Below are 16,210 nucleotides of genomic sequence, written 5' to 3' on the forward strand. Positions count from 1 at the left end.
GCAAGCGTGGCAAGCGGATCAACACCTCGACCATGGTCGAGGTCGAGGGGCGGCGGCTGAAGCTGACCAACCTGGAGAAGATCCTCTATCCGGCCGACGGCTTCACCAAGGCGCACGTCATCGACTATTACCGCCAGGTCGCGCCGATGCTGCTGGCGCACCTGGCCGAGCGGCCGGTGACGCTGAAGCGCTTTCCCGACGGCGTGGACTCGCAGTCCTTCTTCGAGAAGAACGTCTCCCGTCACGCGCCGGAGTGGTTGCGCACCATGACCTTGCCGACGCCGGGCAGCTCGCGCGGGGCCGAGACCCTCGACTTCGCCATGATCGACGACCTGCCGGGCCTGGTGTGGGCGGCCAACCTGGCGGCGCTGGAGCTGCACGTTCCACAGTGGACCGTCGGCCCGCGCGGCGGCGTGCGGCCGCCCGATCTGCTGGTCTTCGACCTCGATCCGGGCCCCGACACCACCGTCGTCGAGTGCTGCCAGGCCGCCCTGCTGATCCGGGAGATCCTGGCCGAGGACGGCTTGACCGGCTTCCCCAAGACCAGCGGCTCCAAGGGTCTTCAGATGTACGTCCCGGTTCAGGTCCGCGACCCGGAGCGCACCTCCGAGTACGCCAAGGCCGTGGCCCAGCGCCTCGCGTCCGCCCATCCCGACCGGTACGTCGCCGTGATGGCCAAGGCCCGCCGTGGTGGCCGCGTTTTTGTCGACTGGAGCCAGAACAACCCGGCCAAGACCACCATCGCGCCGTACTCGCTGCGGGCTCGGGACATGCCGACCGTGTCCACGCCGCTCACGTGGCGTGAGGTCGAGCGCTGCCGCAAGCCGGCCGACGTCACCTTCACCGCGCCGGACGTGTTGGCCCGCCTGGACAAGCACGGCGACCTGCTGGCCGATCTGCACAAGGAACCGGGCCGGCTGCCGCGCACTTAGGGCCGGTGTCGATGCGGTTCGATTTGGGCACGGCGACTCGTTGTCCAGCGTGGGTATGGACGTATTTCGCACATTTATCGTGAGCGTCGCCGGTGGTTGCGACGCGTCAACGAAGGCCGTCATGAATACCGTGGGTGCCAATAGGGTCACGCGGCGGCGATTTGTATACCGTAGTCATCCTATGACGGGACCATCGTGTGGTCCATTCGTGTATAGGGGTCGTCGTGGCCCGAATATCCCGCGGACATGGCGGTTCACGTGCATGGATGCGGAGATTCGGACAGGGGTGACCGCTATTGCGACCTGGTCTGTGATCCAGTTCATAAGTTAAGATGTGGATGAAGTTCAGGTCTGCCTGCCTGAGGTTTGTTTTGCCGTGCAATGCGAACTTGAGGAGACATGACCATGCGCCGCCGTGGTTTAGTGCGGATTACTGCTGCGCTGGCAGCCCTGACATTTGTCGCTTCCTGCGGATCGAAGGGGCCGGCCGGATCGCTCAGCGCGGACGCCGGTCAGGGCCACCTGACCATCGGCATCCGGTTCGATCAGCCCGGGCTGGGTGAGCGCACGCTCAACGGCGAGTTCAAGGGCTTCGACGTGGACGTGGCCAAGTATGTGGCCAATGAGCTGGGCGTCAGCCCGGAGAACATCACCTGGAAGGAGGCTCAGCCCACCTACCGGGAGACGCTGCTGACCAGCGCCAAGGTCGACATGGTGGTCGCCGCGTACACGATCAGTGACGAGCGTAAGAAGCTGGTCGACTTCGCCGGCCCGTACTTCACGCTCGGGCAGGACCTGTTGGTGCGGCTGGACGACCCCTCGATCACCGGGCCGCAGTCGTTGAACGGCAAGAAGCTCTGCACGGTGCCCAACACGACGTCGGCCCAGGCCGTGAAGGACAAGTTCGCGCACGAGGTCGCCCTGGTCGAGTACCCGCGGTACACCGACTGCATCACGGCCCTGCTGGCCGGCATCGTCGACGCCGTCACCACCGGCGACGTGATCCTGGCCGGTTACGCGGCGCAGAACCCCGAGCTGCTCCGCATTGTCGGCAAGCCCTTCACCAACGACGCCTACGGCATCGGCCTGCGCAAGGGCGACCCCGACGGCATGGCCAAAGTGGACGCCGCGCTGCAGAAGATGATCACCAGCGGGGCGTGGCGGACGTCGGCGCAGGCCAATCTCGGCGCCTCCGGCTACCAGCTGCCCTCACCGCCGGCCATCACCGAGCACTGAGGGCTTCGGGCCTCCGGCGGCGGGATCCGTCGCCGGGGCGCCCCGTCGTCAGACCGAGCCGACGAGTTCGGTCAGGGCCTGGCCGAGCGGGCGGTCGACCCGCACCGTGGCCTCCTTGTCGCCTCGGGTCCGGCCCTTGTTGATGATCAGCACCGGCTTGCCGGCGCGGGCGGCGTGCCGCACGAAACGCAGGCCGGACATGACGGTCAGGGAAGAACCCAGCACCAGCAGGGCGTCGGAGTCGTCGACCAGCTGGTAGCACTGCTCGACCCGTGGGCGCGGCACGTTCTCGCCGAAGAACACGACGTCCGGCTTGAGCACGCCCTGCTCGCACCCGCCGCAGTCGACCAGGGAGAACCCGGCCACCACCTGCTCGTCCAGCTCGACGTCGCCGTCCGGGTTGATGCGGGTGGCGACGCCACCGAAGTCGGGATTCACGGCGTGCAGGCGCCGGTCCAGCTCGTCGCGGGCCGAGGTCTCGCGGCAGCCGAGGCAGATCACGCGGTCCAGGCTGCCGTGCAGCTCGATCACGTCGGTGGCCCCGCCGGCCTGGTGCAGGCCGTCCACGTTCTGCGTGATGACGCCGGTCAGCAGGCCGCGTTTCTGCAGCTCGGCGACGGCGCGATGGCCGTCGTTCGGGGCCGCGCGGGCGATGGTGCGCCAGCCGACGTGGCTACGGGCCCAGTACCGCCGGCGGCCGTGCTCGGTGGCCACGAAGTCGTCGTAGGTCATCGGGGTGTGCCGACGCAGGCTGCCGCCGTCGCCGCGGTAGTCGGGGATGCCCGACTCGGTGGAGATGCCCGCGCCGCTGAGCACCGCGACCCGGCCGCGCCCGACAACGTCGACAACCTCGGTCAAGCTGGTGGTGCGCGGCAGCTCCGCACCGGGATCGGTCCAGGTCAGGGTCGGTCGAGTCCGCACCCATCCAGGATACGAGCACAGGCAGCTTACGTTCAGCGGGCCGGCGGTGTGGTCTGCGTGATCTGCACCAGGAAGTCGGCGTTGGTGCTGGTCTTGCGCAGGCCGTCCAGCAGCACGTCCACGTCCCGGCCCTCCAGGGCGCGGCGCATGCGGCGGGTGGCGGCGAGCTCGGCCGGCGTCATCAGCAGCTCCTCGTGGCGGGTGCCGGAGCCGGTCACGTCCACGGCCGGGAACACCCGCTTGGCCGCGATCTTGCGGTCCAGGCGCAGCTCGGCGTTGCTGGTGGCCTTGAACTCCTCGAAGATCAGGTTGTCGCCCAGCGAGCCGGTGTCGACCAGCGCCGTGGCGAAGATGGTCAGCGAGCCGCCGTCCTCGATGTTGCGGGCCGCCGCCAGGAACTTCTTCGGCGGGGCCAGCGCGCCGGCGTCGATGCCGCCGGACAGGATGCGGCCCGAGTTCGGGGCCGACAGGTTGTAGGCGCGACCCAGGCGGGTCAGGGAGTCCAGCAGCACCACCACGTCCCGGCCCATCTCGACCAGGCGCTTGGCCCGCTCGATGGCCAGCTCGGCGATGGCCGTGTGCTCCCTGGAGGGCTGGTCGAACGTCGCCGCGATCACCTCGCCCGGCACCGATCGGGCCAGGTCCGTGACCTCCTCCGGGCGTTCGCCCACGAGCACCAGCATGAGGTGGCACTCCGGGTGGTTCTTGCTGATGCCGTGCGCGATCGCTTGCAGCACAGAGGTCTTGCCCGCCTTCGGCGGGGCGACGACCAGGGCGCGCTGGCCCTTGCCGACCGGCGTCACCAGGTCGGCGACCCGGGTCGTGAGCAGGTGCGGCTCGGTCTCCAGACGGAGCCTTTCGTTGGGGTACAACGGGGTCAGGTTCTCGAACTGCGGACGGCGATAGCCCGGCCGCTGGCCGTTGACCGTGTCCACGCTGACCAGTTTCCCTGCGGCGGTGGCCTTTCCGGTGACGGAGTCGCCCCGGCGCAGCCCGCTGTCGCGGACCTGTGTCGTGGTGACCTGCACGTCGTCGGGGCCGGGCAGGTAGCCGTCGACCCTGAGGAAGGCTCGGTTGCCGACGATGTCGAGGATGCCGCCGACATCCTCGAACTCGGTGTTGTCGTTGGTGTTCATGGGTTTGTGTTCCTTGCTTCGATGGATGCGGCAGACAGGCCGCGGACAGAGATCTCCCGCAGAAGGCCGCGGTGATGGATCTCGGTGGTGAGTTCCTCTGATGGGGGAGTGATCCGCACCCACTTGAGGTAGACAATCCGGATCGTAGGGCACTCGGCCCGGGCCGCGCAAGTGTGTTCCCGGCGGCGCGCTCCGTAGCATGATCATCCGGGGCGCTATCGTTTTCGCATGCAGCGTGGCGAGATCGTGGCGGTGTGGACGCGTGACGTCGCGTCTTCGGATGGTCCGCTGCCCGGCGCCGTCCTGGACCCGATGCCCACGCCGCACGGCTGGTGCGGTCATGTCGGCGGGACGACTCCGCAGCTCGCGGCGGCTGCCGCCGCTCGGATCGCGTCGGTCTACGGCCTGCCGGACCGGTGTCTGCTGGTGGAAACAACGGAGGGCGGTGGCGTATTCCTGTGGGCCTATCGCGCCTCGTCCGCCGCCGACTACCACCGCCAGTGGCCGCAGCCGGTCATCGACGGCTCCGAGTTCACCGACGTGCCCCGCTCGGGCTCCGGCACCAGCCTGCTCGACTACGTGCGGCTGACCGAGATGGCCCGCAAGCACCAGGCCGAGTGGCTCGACCTGCGTGGCGGCCGGCCCGTCGACATCCAGCGCTTCGCCCGGCGGCTCAGCCTGCTGCGGGCCGGCGTCATCGACATCCTCACCCGCTCCGAGTCCGTCCAGGTCCGGGAGCTCCTGCTCCGCGTGGGCGTGCCGGCCGAATCCCTGCCCGACGACATCCTGCAGGCGCTGGACTACCCCATCGGCGGGCTGCCCACCGTGCCTCGCGCCCGTGGCGTCGCGTTCACGTCGGACGGCGACCGGACGGACCGGATCGCCAAGTAGGTCAGCGCGTCGGCAACAGGCCCATGCCCTGGGCGCGGAGGACGGCCATCAGACGGTCGGTGGCGGAGAGCTTCCGGTAGAGGTTCTCGGTGTGCTTGTGGACCGTCCGGTTGGAGATGCCCAACCGGCGGCCGATGGCCTCGGCCGTCATGCCGTCGGCCAGGAGGCTGAGCACGGCGATCTCGCGTGGCGTCAGCTTCGTCTCGGCCGCCGACTCCAGGGGCTGCTCTTGTTGTTGCACGGACTCGGCCCACTCTGTCAGCTGGCGTACGAAGCGGTCGACACTCACCAGCAGCGGCTGCATCCGGCGCACGTAACTCCGCTCCCGGTCGTCGAAATCGCCGCCGTCGCGATGCACCACGAACGTCCGGAACTGCCCCTTCGCCTTGGCCGGCAAGGGAATCGCGATGTGCCGCACCACTCCCACCGTCTCGTGCAGCGTCGCGTACGCCTCCGTTCGCCGCCACACGCTCATCTCCGCCACGTCGGTCACCGCCAGCGGGCGTTGATCCCCCGTGCGGGCGTAGTGCTCCGGCAGCGGATGGCCGCCGTCAAGTCCCTTGCGCAGCAACCGATCCAGCGGCAGCGAGCCCACCCACTCCGGCGCCCAGGCCTCCACCCTCGCCGTCCCCGCCGGGCCGTTCACGTCCGACAGCAGCACCATCGTGCCGCCCAGCGCCCGCGCCAGCTCCTCCGCCACCAGCGGCCACGGGGACTCCGGCGCCGCCGTGTCCATCACCGCGGCCGCCAGGTCCAGCATGCGCTCGTAGTCCCGCGTCGACAGGCCGCCCATGGATTCCCCTCAGAATTCGGACAGCCCCATGTATAGCGCACGTCACCCCAGGGCCGCATCGATCTTCGCCAGGCACCCGGCCAGCACGTGCCTCTCCTTCGCGCTGAGCGATTCGACCAGCCCGGCCTCATGTTCCAGCAGCTGCCGCACGGTCTGCTCGATGAGACGGTGTCCGGCATCCGTGAGCCTCACTGCCACGGCCCGCCGCGACGCCGTCGACGGTGCCCGTTCCACCAGACCGGCTTCCTCGGCGCGGCCGATCCGCTGCGAGATCGCCCCCGCCGTGACCAGCGTGCGGCGCGTGATCTCCCGTGTCGTCAGCTCGTACGGCTCTCCCGCGCGCCGGATCACACTGAGCAGATCCAGCGTCGACGGATCGACCCCCAGCGCCGCCAGCGTCCGCCGCCGATCGTCGGCCAATGCCTTGGCCGTGCGCCAGAGCGGCGTGATCACCCCGATCGACTCGGTGGCCGCCCCCGGCAGCTCGCGCCCCCACGCCTCCACGATGTCCGCGACAGGCCAGGACGACACCGGATCGTCGAGCGGATAGTTGGACAACGCCCCACCTCCTGGCTACGTTTAGTGCTAAACATAGCAGCGAGGGGGGCTGGTCATGACGCGCAAGGTGCTGGTCACGGGTGGTAGCGGCGGCATCGGCAAAGCGGTCGCGGCCCGGTTTCGCCGGGCCGGGGACACGGTGGTGATCACCGGGCGGGACGGGGCGCGGCTGGCGGCGACCGCGAAGGAGATCGATGCCGAGCCGATCGCCTGCGACGCGGCCGATCCGCGCCAGGTGCGGGAACTGGCCGAGGCGATCGGGCCGGAGCTGGACGTGGTGGTCAACATGGCCGGAGGCAACACGGATATCGGTCGGCCGTCGGCGACCGACCTGGCTGACGTGGCGGCGTCCTGGCGGGCGAACCTGGATGCCAACCTGCTCAGTGCCGTCCTCACCACCACGGCGGTGCTCGACAAGCTGCGCCCCGGCGGCACGGTGATCAACGTGGGCTCGATCGGCGCGGAGTACGCCGCCAGCGGCTACGGCGCAGCGAAGGCGGCGTTGCATGCGTGGACGGCCGGGCTGTCGGCCGCGATCGGGCCGCAGGGACTGACGGCCAACCTGGTGTCGCCGGGCTATATCGAGGAAACCGACTTCTTCCACGGCCGGCTCACCGATCAGCGCCGCGAGGCCCTGATCGCCGCCACCCACACGGGACGCGCCGGCAACCCGGAGGACATCGCGGCAACGGTGGAATTCCTGGCGTCGACGGGGGCACGGCACATCACGGGGCAGACGGTTCACGTCAACGGGGGCGCGCACACCACCCGTTGACGTGAACCGTTCAGTTCAGCTGCCGAAGACCTGGAACTCCCACAGCGAGTAGCCGTACTGGGTGGCCCGGGCCGTGCCGTTGACGCGGACGTAGCGGCCGGAGCCGGACACGGGCAGCGACTGGTTGCCGCCGGTGCCGGTGGTGGTGCTGTAGATGTTCGACCACGTGCTGCCGTCATTGGACGTCTGGATCTGGAAGGCCTTGGCGTAGGCGGCTTCCCAGCTCAGGTCGACGCGGCTGATGGCGTGGGTGGCGCCGAGGTCGACCTGGAGCCACTGGGGGTCGCTGAAGGCGGACGACCAGCGGGTGCCGGTGTTGCCGTCAACGGCGTTGGCAGCGGTGAAACTGGCGTTCTCGGACGACGAGGAGGTGGCGGTCTTTCCCTGCGACAGCAGGGAACCGGTGCCGCCACCGGAGGTCGGCGAACCGTACAACGCCAGCTCGTAGAGGGAATCGCCCCACTGGGAAGCCCGGCTGGTGGCCAGGACCCGCACGTAGCGGGCGGTGGCTGACAGCGGTGTGGACTGTATGTCCTGTGGGGAGTTGTTGTTGGTGTAGGCCGTTGCCCAGTTGGCGCCGTCGGTGGAGGTCTGTAGCTGGTACGCCGACGCGGTGGCGGCCTCCCAGGTCAGGGTGGCGTGGTTGAGGTTGTAGTTCTGCCCGAGGTCGACCTGCAGCCACTGGGGATCGCTGAAGGCGGAGGACCACCGCGTGGTGATGTCGCCGTCGGTGGCGTTGGACGCCGGGAACTGCGCGCTCTCGGCCGACGACGCGGTGGTGGGCTTGCCCTGGGCGATGTTGGTCCCGTAGTTGGGCGACTTGTTGTACACGGCCACGTAGTCGACGTTCAACGACCCGCCGGACGCGGTGGCGGCGTTGGGGCCGCCGCCGAACGCGGCCGGGAAGGCGCCGCCGATGGCCAGGTCGAAGATGATGAAGTAGCTGTGGTCGACGGCGTTGGCCCAGGTGGTGGCGTCGACCTGGTTGGAGCTCAACGAGAAGTACTGCGTCCCGTCGAGGTACCAGCGGATCTGCTCGGGCGAGGTGGAGCGGTCGAGCTCGACGGCGTAGGTGTGGTAGCCGGTCTGGCAGCCGCCGCAGGCCCGTTCACCGCTGCCGAGGCCGGTGCCCTCGTTGCACGGGCCGCCGGGGCTGACGCCGCAGTGCAGCGTGCCGAACAGGGAGCTGCGGCCGTTGATGTCCTCGAGGATGTCGACCTCGCCGGAACCGGGCCACACCTGGCCGATGCGCAGCGGCGCGCCCAGCATCCAGAACGCCGGCCAGTAGCCGGCGCCGTTGGCGGTGGACAGGTCGGGCTGCTGGATGGAGGCCTGGATCCGCACCACGCCGCCGGGCTGGGCGCCGAAGCCGTCGGCCTGTGTCTCGACACGACCGGACGTCCAGCCGGAATTCGGGTCACCGCCGGAATGCAGGGCCTTGAGCACCAGGTGGCCGTTGCCGTCGTGGTAGACGTTGTCGGTGCTGGTGGTGGTCGTCTCGATCTCGCCGGTGCCGAAGCTGGAGCCGGGACCGGCGTCGTAGCGCCAGGTTCCGGTGTCAAGGCCGGTGTTCGCGGCGCCGGTGAAGTCGTCGCTCCAGGTGGTGGTGAAGCCCGCCGGTGGGGCGGGCACGGCGGAGGGCTGCGCGACGGCGGCCTCCACGATCGTCGGCGCGGTCATGGCGACCGCGCTGGTGGCTGTCAGGGTCAACGCGAGCAGGCCGGTGGCGAGCCGTCCGGGCGAGCGGACCAGGCGCGCACACTTGTCCCTGATCGACATGGGCACTCCTTGCGGGCGGGCAGGGCGACCGCATCTGGCGGGAGGCGTCACCGACGTAGGTAACAGGGAGCATTGCGAGAGCGCTCTCACGAGGAAGCATCTCCCTCGATTCCGTTGACGTCAAGGGGTGTGCCGCCAGACGCGTCAACATCCTTGACATCTGGCCGTAATCGTATGAACCTGCCCGTTGAGAGCGCTCTCCCCATGCCCCCTGTCGGCTCAGGAGAGACCATGTCCACCACCGCACCGCGACGACGACTTCGCGGATCGCTGCTGCTCGCCGTCGCCGCCATGACGGCCACCCTGTTCGGCGCCGTTCCCGCGCACGCCGCGGGAACGCTGATCTCGCAAGGCAAGGCCGCCACGTCATCGTCCACAGAGAACGCCAGTTTCGGCGCGGCCAACGCGGTCGACGGCAACACCGGCACCCGCTGGTCATCGGCCTTCAGCGACCCGCAGTGGATCGAGATCGACCTCGGCGGCGCCGCCACGATCAACCAGGTCGTGCTGAACTGGGAGGCCGCCTACGGCAAGGCCTTCCAGATCCAGGTCTCCGACGACAACGCCAGTTGGAAGGACATCTACAGCACCACCACCGGTGCCGGCGGCACGCAAACGCTGAACGTGACCGGATCCGGACGCTACGTGCGCATGTACGGCACGCAGCGCGGCACTCCGTACGGCTACTCGCTGTTCGAGTTCCAGGTCTTCGGCACCGGCGGCGGCTCCAACCCGGGAGGCGGCGGCACCGGCGCCCCGCCCGACTCCTTCTGGGGCGACACCAGCACCATTCCCGCCGCCAACAACGTGGTCGAGGTGAAGATCCTCAACCGCACCAACGGCAAGTACCCGGACAGCCAGGTGTACTGGAGCTTCAACGGCCAGACTCACTCCATCGCCGAGCAGCCCTACCTCGACATGCCGGCCAACTCCGCCGGCCGCATGTACTTCTACCTCGGCTCGCCCACCAGCCAGTACTTCGACTTCATCGAGTTCACGGTCGGGGCCGCGGTGTTCAACGGCAACACCACCCGGGTCGACGCCTTCGGGCTCAAGCTGGCCATGCGCCTGCACGCGCACGACGGCTACGACGTCCAGGTCGGCGAGGACTACCAGACCTTCCAGGAGGATCGCAGCGCGACCTTCCAGAAGTTCGTCAACGAGGTGCCCGCCGAGTTCAAGCAGCTCGCGCAGGTCCAGTCCCCGTATCGGATCCCCGCTCCCGGCAGCGTCGCGGCCTTCCAGCCCGGCGGCCAGTACGCCAACTACTTCACCTCCTACGCCCAGTCCGTCGGCGTCAACGAGACCACGCAGTTCATCTTCGGCTGCGCCAACTCCATGGCCGGCAACCCCACCATGTGCGCCGCCCTGAACCGCCACACCGCCCAGCTGCCCTCCTCCCAGCAGCAGGACCCGTCGCAGTTCTACAAGGCCGCGCCCGGCAACTACTACGCCAAGTTCTGGCACGACCACAGCATCAACCACCTCGCCTACGGCTTCCCGTACGACGACGTGGCCGGCCAGTCCTCCTTCGTCTCCCACGGCAACCCCCAGTGGCTGGAGGTCGCCGTCGGCTGGTGACTCGTGTGCCGCTCGGTGGAACGGCGATCGTTCCGCCGAGCGGGCATGCTGGTGCGGTGCGAGTAGTGGTGTTGTCCGACACTCACGCGCCGCGCCGGTGGAAGGCCTGCCCGCCGAGGGTGGCCGAGCATCTGCGGGACGCCGACCTCATCCTGCACGCGGGCGACGTGTGCGTGCCGTCCGTGCTGGACGAGCTCGCGGTGTACGCGCCAGTACAGGTGGTGCTCGGCAACAACGACGGTCCCGACGTCGCCGCCTGGGGCGCGCCGGAGACGCTGGAGCTGGACATCGACGGCCTGCGGGTGGCGATGATCCACGACAGCGGCCACAAGGACGGCCGGGCCGCTCGCATGCAACGCCGCTTTCCACGCGCCGACCTCGTGGTGTTCGGCCACTCGCACATCCCGATGGACGTCACCGAGGCCGGCGTGCGGATCTTCAACCCGGGCTCGCCGACCGACCGCCGCCGCCAGCCGCACGGCACGATCGGCCTGCTCACCGTGGCCGAAGGGCAGCTGCTGAAGGCCGAGATCGTCCCGGTGACCTGACGTCGGGCTCGTCGATGCGGCATCATGTTCCTCCCTGGGGAGGCGAGGATCATGGGGAGTGCGGCTGACGACGGTCACAATCCGCACGTCGAGAACACCATCCGCGGACGTGTCAAGGGAACGGCGGTTCAAGCCGGCTCGATTCGCGGCGGGGTTCACTTCGACCAGTCGCGGATCGTGTACCAGACCGTGTACGTCGACCGCCAGCGGAAGGGCAGTCCGCTCGATGCCCTCTGGGGTCTCCAGATCATGGCGAGTGGCGGCGTGGCCGCCGCCGCGATACCAGGACTGTTCAACGTGGTGACGGGCCAAGTCTTCGCCGCGCGCCTGCCCTGGCTGCTTCTGGTTCCGTGGTTCGTGCCGATTGGTGCGATGTGGGGCCTGGTCTTCGCGCTGCTCACCCGCCGTCGACTCCTGACCCGCCTGCGCAGGCGGATCTGGATCTTCGTCATGGGCGGTGGGCTGATCCTTCCCCTCACGGCCGTCGTGCCGAGCGGGCAGGGGCACGTCAGCGTGATCTTCTTTTTCAGCGGAGCGGTATCCGTACTCGTGCTGCCCTTGCTACGAGGACTCTGGTCCAGGCGCCACTGAGCCCGGTGGCCTGACTACTCCATCCGGGCTACGGTGTGGTGGTGGCGGGACGGTCGGCGGTGCCGGAGCCGGTGGAGCCGATGCTGGCGAGCTCCGACGGGGGAGAGCTGCCGGACGGCGACGGGTGGTCGTACGAGTTCAAGTGGGACGGCTACCGGGCGGTCATGCGGGTGGCCGAGGACGGCACGACGCGGCTCAACAGCAGGAACCTCAACGATTTAACCGTCAGGTACGCGGAGCTGACGGAGCCGGGGCTGCCCACCGAGGCGGTGCTGGACGGGGAGATCGTGGCGCTGGACCGGGACGGGGTGCCGGACTTCGGCCTGCTGCAGAACCGGGCGGTGAAGGTGCGGTATTTCGCCTTCGACCTGCTGCGCCTCGGGGACACGGACCTGACGGACGAGCCCTACGGCCGGCGCCGGGAGCTGCTGGCGGAGCTGGGGGCGACCAGCCCGAGGATCTCGATCACGCCGTACTACGACCACCGGGACGTCGACCCGAACGAGCTGCTGCGCATCGCGGCGGCCTCGCGGCTGGAGGGGCTGATCGCCAAGGTCACGAACTCCCGCTACCACCCGGGCCGCCGCAGCACGGAATGGCTGAAGCACCCGTTCGTCCATACCCAGGAGGTGGTGCTGGGCGGCTGGCGGCCGGGGCAGGGCCGCCGGGACGGCACGATCGGGGCGCTGCTGCTCGGCGCGTACGACGACAGCGGCCTGCGGTACATCGGTGACGTCGGCACGGGCTTCACCGATCAGGCGCTACGTGACCTGCAACGCGAGCTGGAACCGTTGGCGCGCAAGGATCCTCCGTTCGTCAACGCGGTGCCGAGGGAACGGGCCAGACGGGTGCACTGGCTGCGGCCGGAGCGGGTGGGCGAGGTGGAATACCGCAAGTTCACGGCGGATCGCGTGCTGAGGCATTCCTCGTGGCGCGGACTGCGGCCGGACCGCCGGCCGGAGGAGGTGCGCTGTCCCGACTAGCTGCCCGACTCGCCGGCCCGAACAGCTGGCCGGATTAGCCGTGCGCGCAGCGGGTATTCGATCAGAGTGGAGCAGAAAGAGCTGCTGCGCTCGCTGGCCAAGGTCGCGAACACGCTGCACGCCGCCGACGTGCCGTTCGCGCTGACCGGCGGATGCGCCGTGTATGCGCGTGGTGGCCCGCCCACCACGCACGATGTGGACGTCCTCGTACGGGAAGAGGACGCGCCGCGAGCGGTGAGTGCATTGGTGGCGCAGGGAATGCGCGCCGCCGACACCCCGCTTGACTGGCTGGCCAAGGTGTATGACGGCGACCGGCTGGTGGATCTGTTGCACCATCCCAATCGGGAGCCCGTGACCGAGGAGGTCCTCAAGCGGGCGGAGTGGATGCGGGTGGGGCCGGCGGAGATGCCGGTGGCCACCGCGACCGACCTGATGACGGACAAGCTGAAGGTGTTCGGACCGCACCGCTGCGACTTCACCGAGGTGCTGCCGATCGCGCGGGCGCTGCGCGAGCAGGTCGACTGGAAGCAGGTGTGGGACCGCACCGCCGAATCACCGTACGCGGAGGCGTTTCTGTTGCTGCTCAAGCGATTGGACATCGAGGAGGTCGTGCCGTGAACGTGCCCCAGTACGACGTGGCCGCGCTGCGGCGTGCGCTCGCCGAGGACCCGCGGACCGCGGAGCTGGGGGTGCACGTGCGCATCCGCGGCGACCAGCTGTTCCTGTCCGGGGACGTGGCGTGCGAGCAGCGCCGGGCGGCGATCGCCGAGGTCGTCACCGAGCACACGGACGGAATGGTGCTGCACAACGAGGTGCACATCGTGCGGGCGGAGCCGCCGACCGAACAGGAGGATCTGCGATGATCCGGGTCGCCGCCGTCGGCGACGTGCATCTCGGCGTCGACACGAGGGGAACCCTGCGCCCGTCCTACGAAAGCATCGCCGAGCACGCGGATCTGCTGCTGCTGGCCGGTGATCTGACCCGGCTCGGCACCGTGGCCGAAGGTGAGGTCGTCGCCGACGAGTTCGCCGAGCTGGACGTGCCGGTCGTGGCGGTGCTGGGCAATCACGACCACCAGTCCGACGCCGAGGACAAGATCGCCGCGCTGCTGGCCGACCGGGGCATCACCGTGCTGGAGGGCAGCGGAACGGTGATCGACGTCGACGGCACGCGGATCGGCATCGCCGGCGCCAAGGGCTTCGGCGGCGGGTTCGCCGGGAAGTGCGGGCATGCCTTCGGGGAGCGCGAGATGAAGGCGTTCATCCATCACACCGAGGACGTCGCCGAGCAGCTGCGGACGGCGCTGCTGGGGCTGAGCGCCGACGTTCGGGTGGCCTTGACGCACTACTCGCCGTCGGCCGACACGCTGCGCGGCGAGCCGCCGGAGATCTTCCCGTTCCTGGGCTCGTACCTGCTGGCCGAGGCCATCGACGACAGCTCCGTCGACCTGGCCGTGCACGGGCATGCCCACTACGGCAGCGAGGCCGGCACCACCGCCGGCGGGGTGCGGGTGCGGAACGTGGCCCAGCCGGTGATCCAGGCCGCCTACCGGGTCTACACGTTGGAGCCGGTCTCGACCGTCCCGGAGTGAGCCCGGATCTCGGCCGCCTCGGCGTGGAAACCGGCGTCGTCCAACAGGGTTTCCGCCTGCCGCCAACACAGTCCGGCGTCCGCCGGCTTGCCGGCCGCATGCAGCACGTGGCCGAGCTGCCGCAGCGCACGGGCGTGTTCCTGCCGCAGCTCCAGGCCCTCGGTCGTGGCGACGGCCCGCTCGGCCAGCGCCAGCGCCGACTCCGGCGAGTTGGTCAGCAGCCCGACCCAGCTCAGCAGCCGCCACGCCCACGCCTTGCCGGCCATGTCGTCGTGCTCGTCGAAGAACACCAGCGCCTGCTGCGCCTCGGTGCGCGCGGTGTCCTTCGCGCCCATCCGCAGGTACGTCTCGGCCAGTGTCAGCCGCAGGTTGGCCACCAGGTCCGGGTCGCCGAGCTGGTGCGCGTCGGTCAGGCTGGCGTGGATGTGCTCGACGGCCCCGGCCAGCTCGCCGCGGGCGTGCAGCACCCGGCCCAGCTCCAGCGCCGCCGACAGCATGCCCATCCGGTCGTCCAGCTCGGTCGCCGTCTCGAGGGCCCGGCGCAGGTACGCCTCGGCCGCGGAGTTCCGGCCGGCCCGCCGCTCGATCGCGCCCAGCGAGCACAGCACGTCGACCTGCCCGTGCCGGTTGCGGGCGGTCTCGAAGCGCCGCATTGCCATCTCGTGGCACGCCCTGGCCTCGGCCTGCCGGCCGAGCCACTCGTGCATCCAGCCGACGCCGTGCCAGGCGTAGCCGGCGCCGTCGGCGTCCGCCAGGTACTCGAAGACGTCCTTGGCCCGGGTGAAGTCGCGCTGGGCGTCGGCGAAACGGTGCTGACGGCTGTTCAGCAGGCCACGCTGCTGCACGAGGATCGCCTCGGCCGGTGTCGCGCCGACGGCGGCGGCCAGGCCGAGCCCGTTCGACATCTCCCAGTCGTCGAACCGGGCGCGCAAGTCGCAGGCCGCGGCGCCGGCGATGGCCAGCCGGGCCGTCTGCTCGGCCAGGCCCATGGCGGCGCACTGGGCGATCACCCCGCCCAGCGTCATCCACTCGGCGTCGAACCAGCCGGTCGGGTCGGCCAGCAGCCGCTCACCCAGCACACCGGCGTCGCTGACGGCCAGCCGCGGGCCGCGCTGGGCGATCTTGTGGTCGGCGCACTCGGCCAGCGCCACCCACTGGTCCATCAGCGCGACCAGCGCGGCGTCGTCGGCGTCGCCGAGGTCGCGGCCGAACACCCGGAGCAGGTCGTGCAGGCGGTAGCGGGTCTGCCCGAGGGCGTCCCAGCCGAGGGTGTCCACCAGCCTGGCGTCGACCAGCGCCTCGACGTGGTCCTCGGCGGTGTCCGGGTCGACGCCGAGCAGCGGCCCGGCCACCCAGGCCGGGAAGTCGGGCGTGTCCAGCCGGGCCAGCAGCCGGAACGCCCGCTGCTGCGGCTCGGCCAGCTCCCGGTAGCTCAGCGTCAGGCTGGCCCGCACGTCCAGGTCGCCGAACCGCAGCTCGTCCAGCCGTCGCCGCTCGTCCGACAGCCGGGCGGCCAGCTGCGTCAGCCGCCAGTGCGGCCGCGCGACCAGCCGGGCCGCCGCGACCCGCAGGGCCAGCGGCAGGCGACCGCAGTACTCGACGAGCTGTTCGGCGGCCGCCGGTTCCGCCGCCACCCGCGCCGGGCCGAGCACCTTCCGGACGGCGTCGCCGGGGAGTGAGCACCGCCAGCGGCAGGACCTGGGCCGACTCCAGGCCGGCCAGCACCGATCGGCTGGTCACGAGCGCGGCGGACGTGGTCGTGCCCGGCAGCAGCGGCCGGACCTGGGCCTCGGTCGCGGCGTTGTCCAGCACGACCAGGATCCGCCGGTCGGCGACCCGGTCGCGGTACAGCGCGACGCGCTGGTCCAGCGCCGCCGGGATCGCCGCGCCGGGGG

At 70.0% G+C, this 16,210-nt stretch carries 16 protein-coding genes and 1 pseudogene; 11 read left to right on the forward strand and 6 right to left on the reverse strand.

Annotated elements, in window-relative coordinates:
- The first annotated feature begins 32 nt into the window (after positions 1 to 32).
- Both ligD (KUTG_RS40225) and KUTG_RS40230 read left to right on the forward strand, forming a co-directional pair.
- Positions 33 to 932 (forward strand): non-homologous end-joining DNA ligase, encoded by a 900-nt coding sequence (gene ligD / locus KUTG_RS40225; RefSeq protein ID WP_043732286.1) that lies wholly within the window; start codon positions 33 to 35, stop codon positions 930 to 932.
- Between the two features lie 405 nt (positions 933 to 1,337).
- Positions 1,338 to 2,168: a glutamate ABC transporter substrate-binding protein gene (locus tag KUTG_RS40230; protein WP_043732288.1), complete on the forward strand. Its 831-nt coding sequence runs from the start codon at positions 1,338 to 1,340 to the stop codon at positions 2,166 to 2,168.
- A 48-nt stretch (positions 2,169 to 2,216) separates the two neighbouring features.
- On the opposite strand, the gene KUTG_RS40235 is transcribed toward KUTG_RS40230, so the two are convergent.
- Together KUTG_RS40235 and KUTG_RS40240 are read right to left on the reverse strand one after the other, a co-directional pair.
- Positions 2,217 to 3,089, reverse strand: a complete 873-nt coding sequence (locus KUTG_RS40235; RefSeq protein ID WP_043724531.1) for an NAD-dependent protein deacetylase — start codon at positions 3,087 to 3,089, stop codon at positions 2,217 to 2,219.
- 32 nt (positions 3,090 to 3,121) lie between these two features.
- Positions 3,122 to 4,192: pseudogene (locus KUTG_RS40240) on the reverse strand (transcription termination factor Rho, short form); the annotation flags it as partial.
- Positions 4,193 to 4,453: 261 nt separating this feature from the next.
- On the opposite strand from KUTG_RS40240, the gene KUTG_RS40245 reads away from it, so the two are divergent.
- Positions 4,454 to 5,116, forward strand: coding sequence for a hypothetical protein (locus KUTG_RS40245; RefSeq protein WP_043724534.1), 663 nt, complete (start codon positions 4,454 to 4,456; stop codon positions 5,114 to 5,116).
- Position 5,117: 1 nt separating this feature from the next.
- On the opposite strand, the gene KUTG_RS40250 is transcribed toward KUTG_RS40245, so the two are convergent.
- Together KUTG_RS40250 and KUTG_RS40255 are read right to left on the reverse strand one after the other, a co-directional pair.
- Positions 5,118 to 5,909: a helix-turn-helix transcriptional regulator gene (locus KUTG_RS40250; protein ID WP_043724540.1), complete on the reverse strand. Its 792-nt coding sequence runs from the start codon at positions 5,907 to 5,909 to the stop codon at positions 5,118 to 5,120.
- Positions 5,910 to 5,951: 42 nt separating this feature from the next.
- Positions 5,952 to 6,467 (reverse strand): MarR family winged helix-turn-helix transcriptional regulator, encoded by a 516-nt coding sequence (locus tag KUTG_RS40255; RefSeq protein WP_043724542.1) that lies wholly within the window; start codon positions 6,465 to 6,467, stop codon positions 5,952 to 5,954.
- 55 nt (positions 6,468 to 6,522) lie between these two features.
- On the opposite strand from KUTG_RS40255, the gene KUTG_RS40260 reads away from it, so the two are divergent.
- Positions 6,523 to 7,242, forward strand: a complete 720-nt coding sequence (locus KUTG_RS40260; RefSeq protein WP_043724545.1) for an SDR family NAD(P)-dependent oxidoreductase — start codon at positions 6,523 to 6,525, stop codon at positions 7,240 to 7,242.
- Positions 7,243 to 7,257: 15 nt separating this feature from the next.
- Here the strand turns inward: KUTG_RS40260 and KUTG_RS64460 are convergent, their stop codons facing one another.
- Entirely contained in the window at positions 7,258 to 9,021 is a 1,764-nt protein-coding gene (locus tag KUTG_RS64460; RefSeq protein WP_084580357.1) for a discoidin domain-containing protein, read from the reverse strand.
- Between the two features lie 231 nt (positions 9,022 to 9,252).
- Between KUTG_RS64460 and KUTG_RS66655 the strand changes: the two genes are divergently transcribed.
- From KUTG_RS66655 to KUTG_RS40300, 7 genes are all read left to right on the forward strand, one after another.
- The gene (locus KUTG_RS66655) at positions 9,253 to 10,602 is read left to right on the forward strand and encodes a beta-1,3-glucanase family protein (protein ID WP_043724547.1); all 1,350 of its coding nucleotides are present in this window, start codon (positions 9,253 to 9,255) and stop codon (positions 10,600 to 10,602) included.
- Between the two features lie 56 nt (positions 10,603 to 10,658).
- The gene (locus KUTG_RS40275; RefSeq protein ID WP_043724550.1) at positions 10,659 to 11,150 is read left to right on the forward strand and encodes a metallophosphoesterase family protein; all 492 of its coding nucleotides are present in this window, start codon (positions 10,659 to 10,661) and stop codon (positions 11,148 to 11,150) included.
- Positions 11,151 to 11,201: 51 nt separating this feature from the next.
- Positions 11,202 to 11,741, forward strand: coding sequence for a hypothetical protein (locus KUTG_RS40280; RefSeq protein WP_157495118.1), 540 nt, complete (start codon positions 11,202 to 11,204; stop codon positions 11,739 to 11,741).
- A 41-nt stretch (positions 11,742 to 11,782) separates the two neighbouring features.
- Positions 11,783 to 12,724 carry a non-homologous end-joining DNA ligase gene (gene ligD / locus KUTG_RS40285; RefSeq protein WP_369794569.1) on the forward strand — a complete coding sequence of 314 codons (942 nt, stop codon included), beginning with the start codon at positions 11,783 to 11,785 and terminating at the stop codon, positions 12,722 to 12,724.
- 66 nt (positions 12,725 to 12,790) lie between these two features.
- Complete coding sequence (locus tag KUTG_RS40290; protein WP_043724560.1) at positions 12,791 to 13,342, forward strand: nucleotidyltransferase family protein; 552 nt, start codon at positions 12,791 to 12,793, stop codon at positions 13,340 to 13,342.
- A complete protein-coding gene (locus KUTG_RS40295) occupies positions 13,339 to 13,587 on the forward strand; it encodes a hypothetical protein (RefSeq protein WP_043724562.1) in 249 nt (82 codons plus the stop codon). The genes KUTG_RS40290 and KUTG_RS40295 overlap by 4 nt, the downstream gene beginning before the upstream one ends.
- On the forward strand, positions 13,584 to 14,315 hold the full coding sequence (locus tag KUTG_RS40300; protein WP_043724564.1) for a metallophosphoesterase family protein: 732 nt from the start codon (positions 13,584 to 13,586) through the stop codon (positions 14,313 to 14,315). The genes KUTG_RS40295 and KUTG_RS40300 overlap by 4 nt, the downstream gene beginning before the upstream one ends.
- Here KUTG_RS40300 and KUTG_RS64475 read toward each other — a convergent pair.
- Positions 14,279 to 15,967 (reverse strand): tetratricopeptide repeat protein, encoded by a 1,689-nt coding sequence (locus KUTG_RS64475; RefSeq protein ID WP_043724566.1) that lies wholly within the window; start codon positions 15,965 to 15,967, stop codon positions 14,279 to 14,281. The two genes, KUTG_RS40300 and KUTG_RS64475, sit on opposite strands and share 37 nt — an antisense overlap.
- Positions 15,968 to 16,210: the final 243 nt, after the last annotated feature.

This window comes from Kutzneria sp. 744, from assembly GCF_000568255.1.
Classification (GTDB): Bacteria; Actinomycetota; Actinomycetes; order Mycobacteriales; family Pseudonocardiaceae; genus Kutzneria.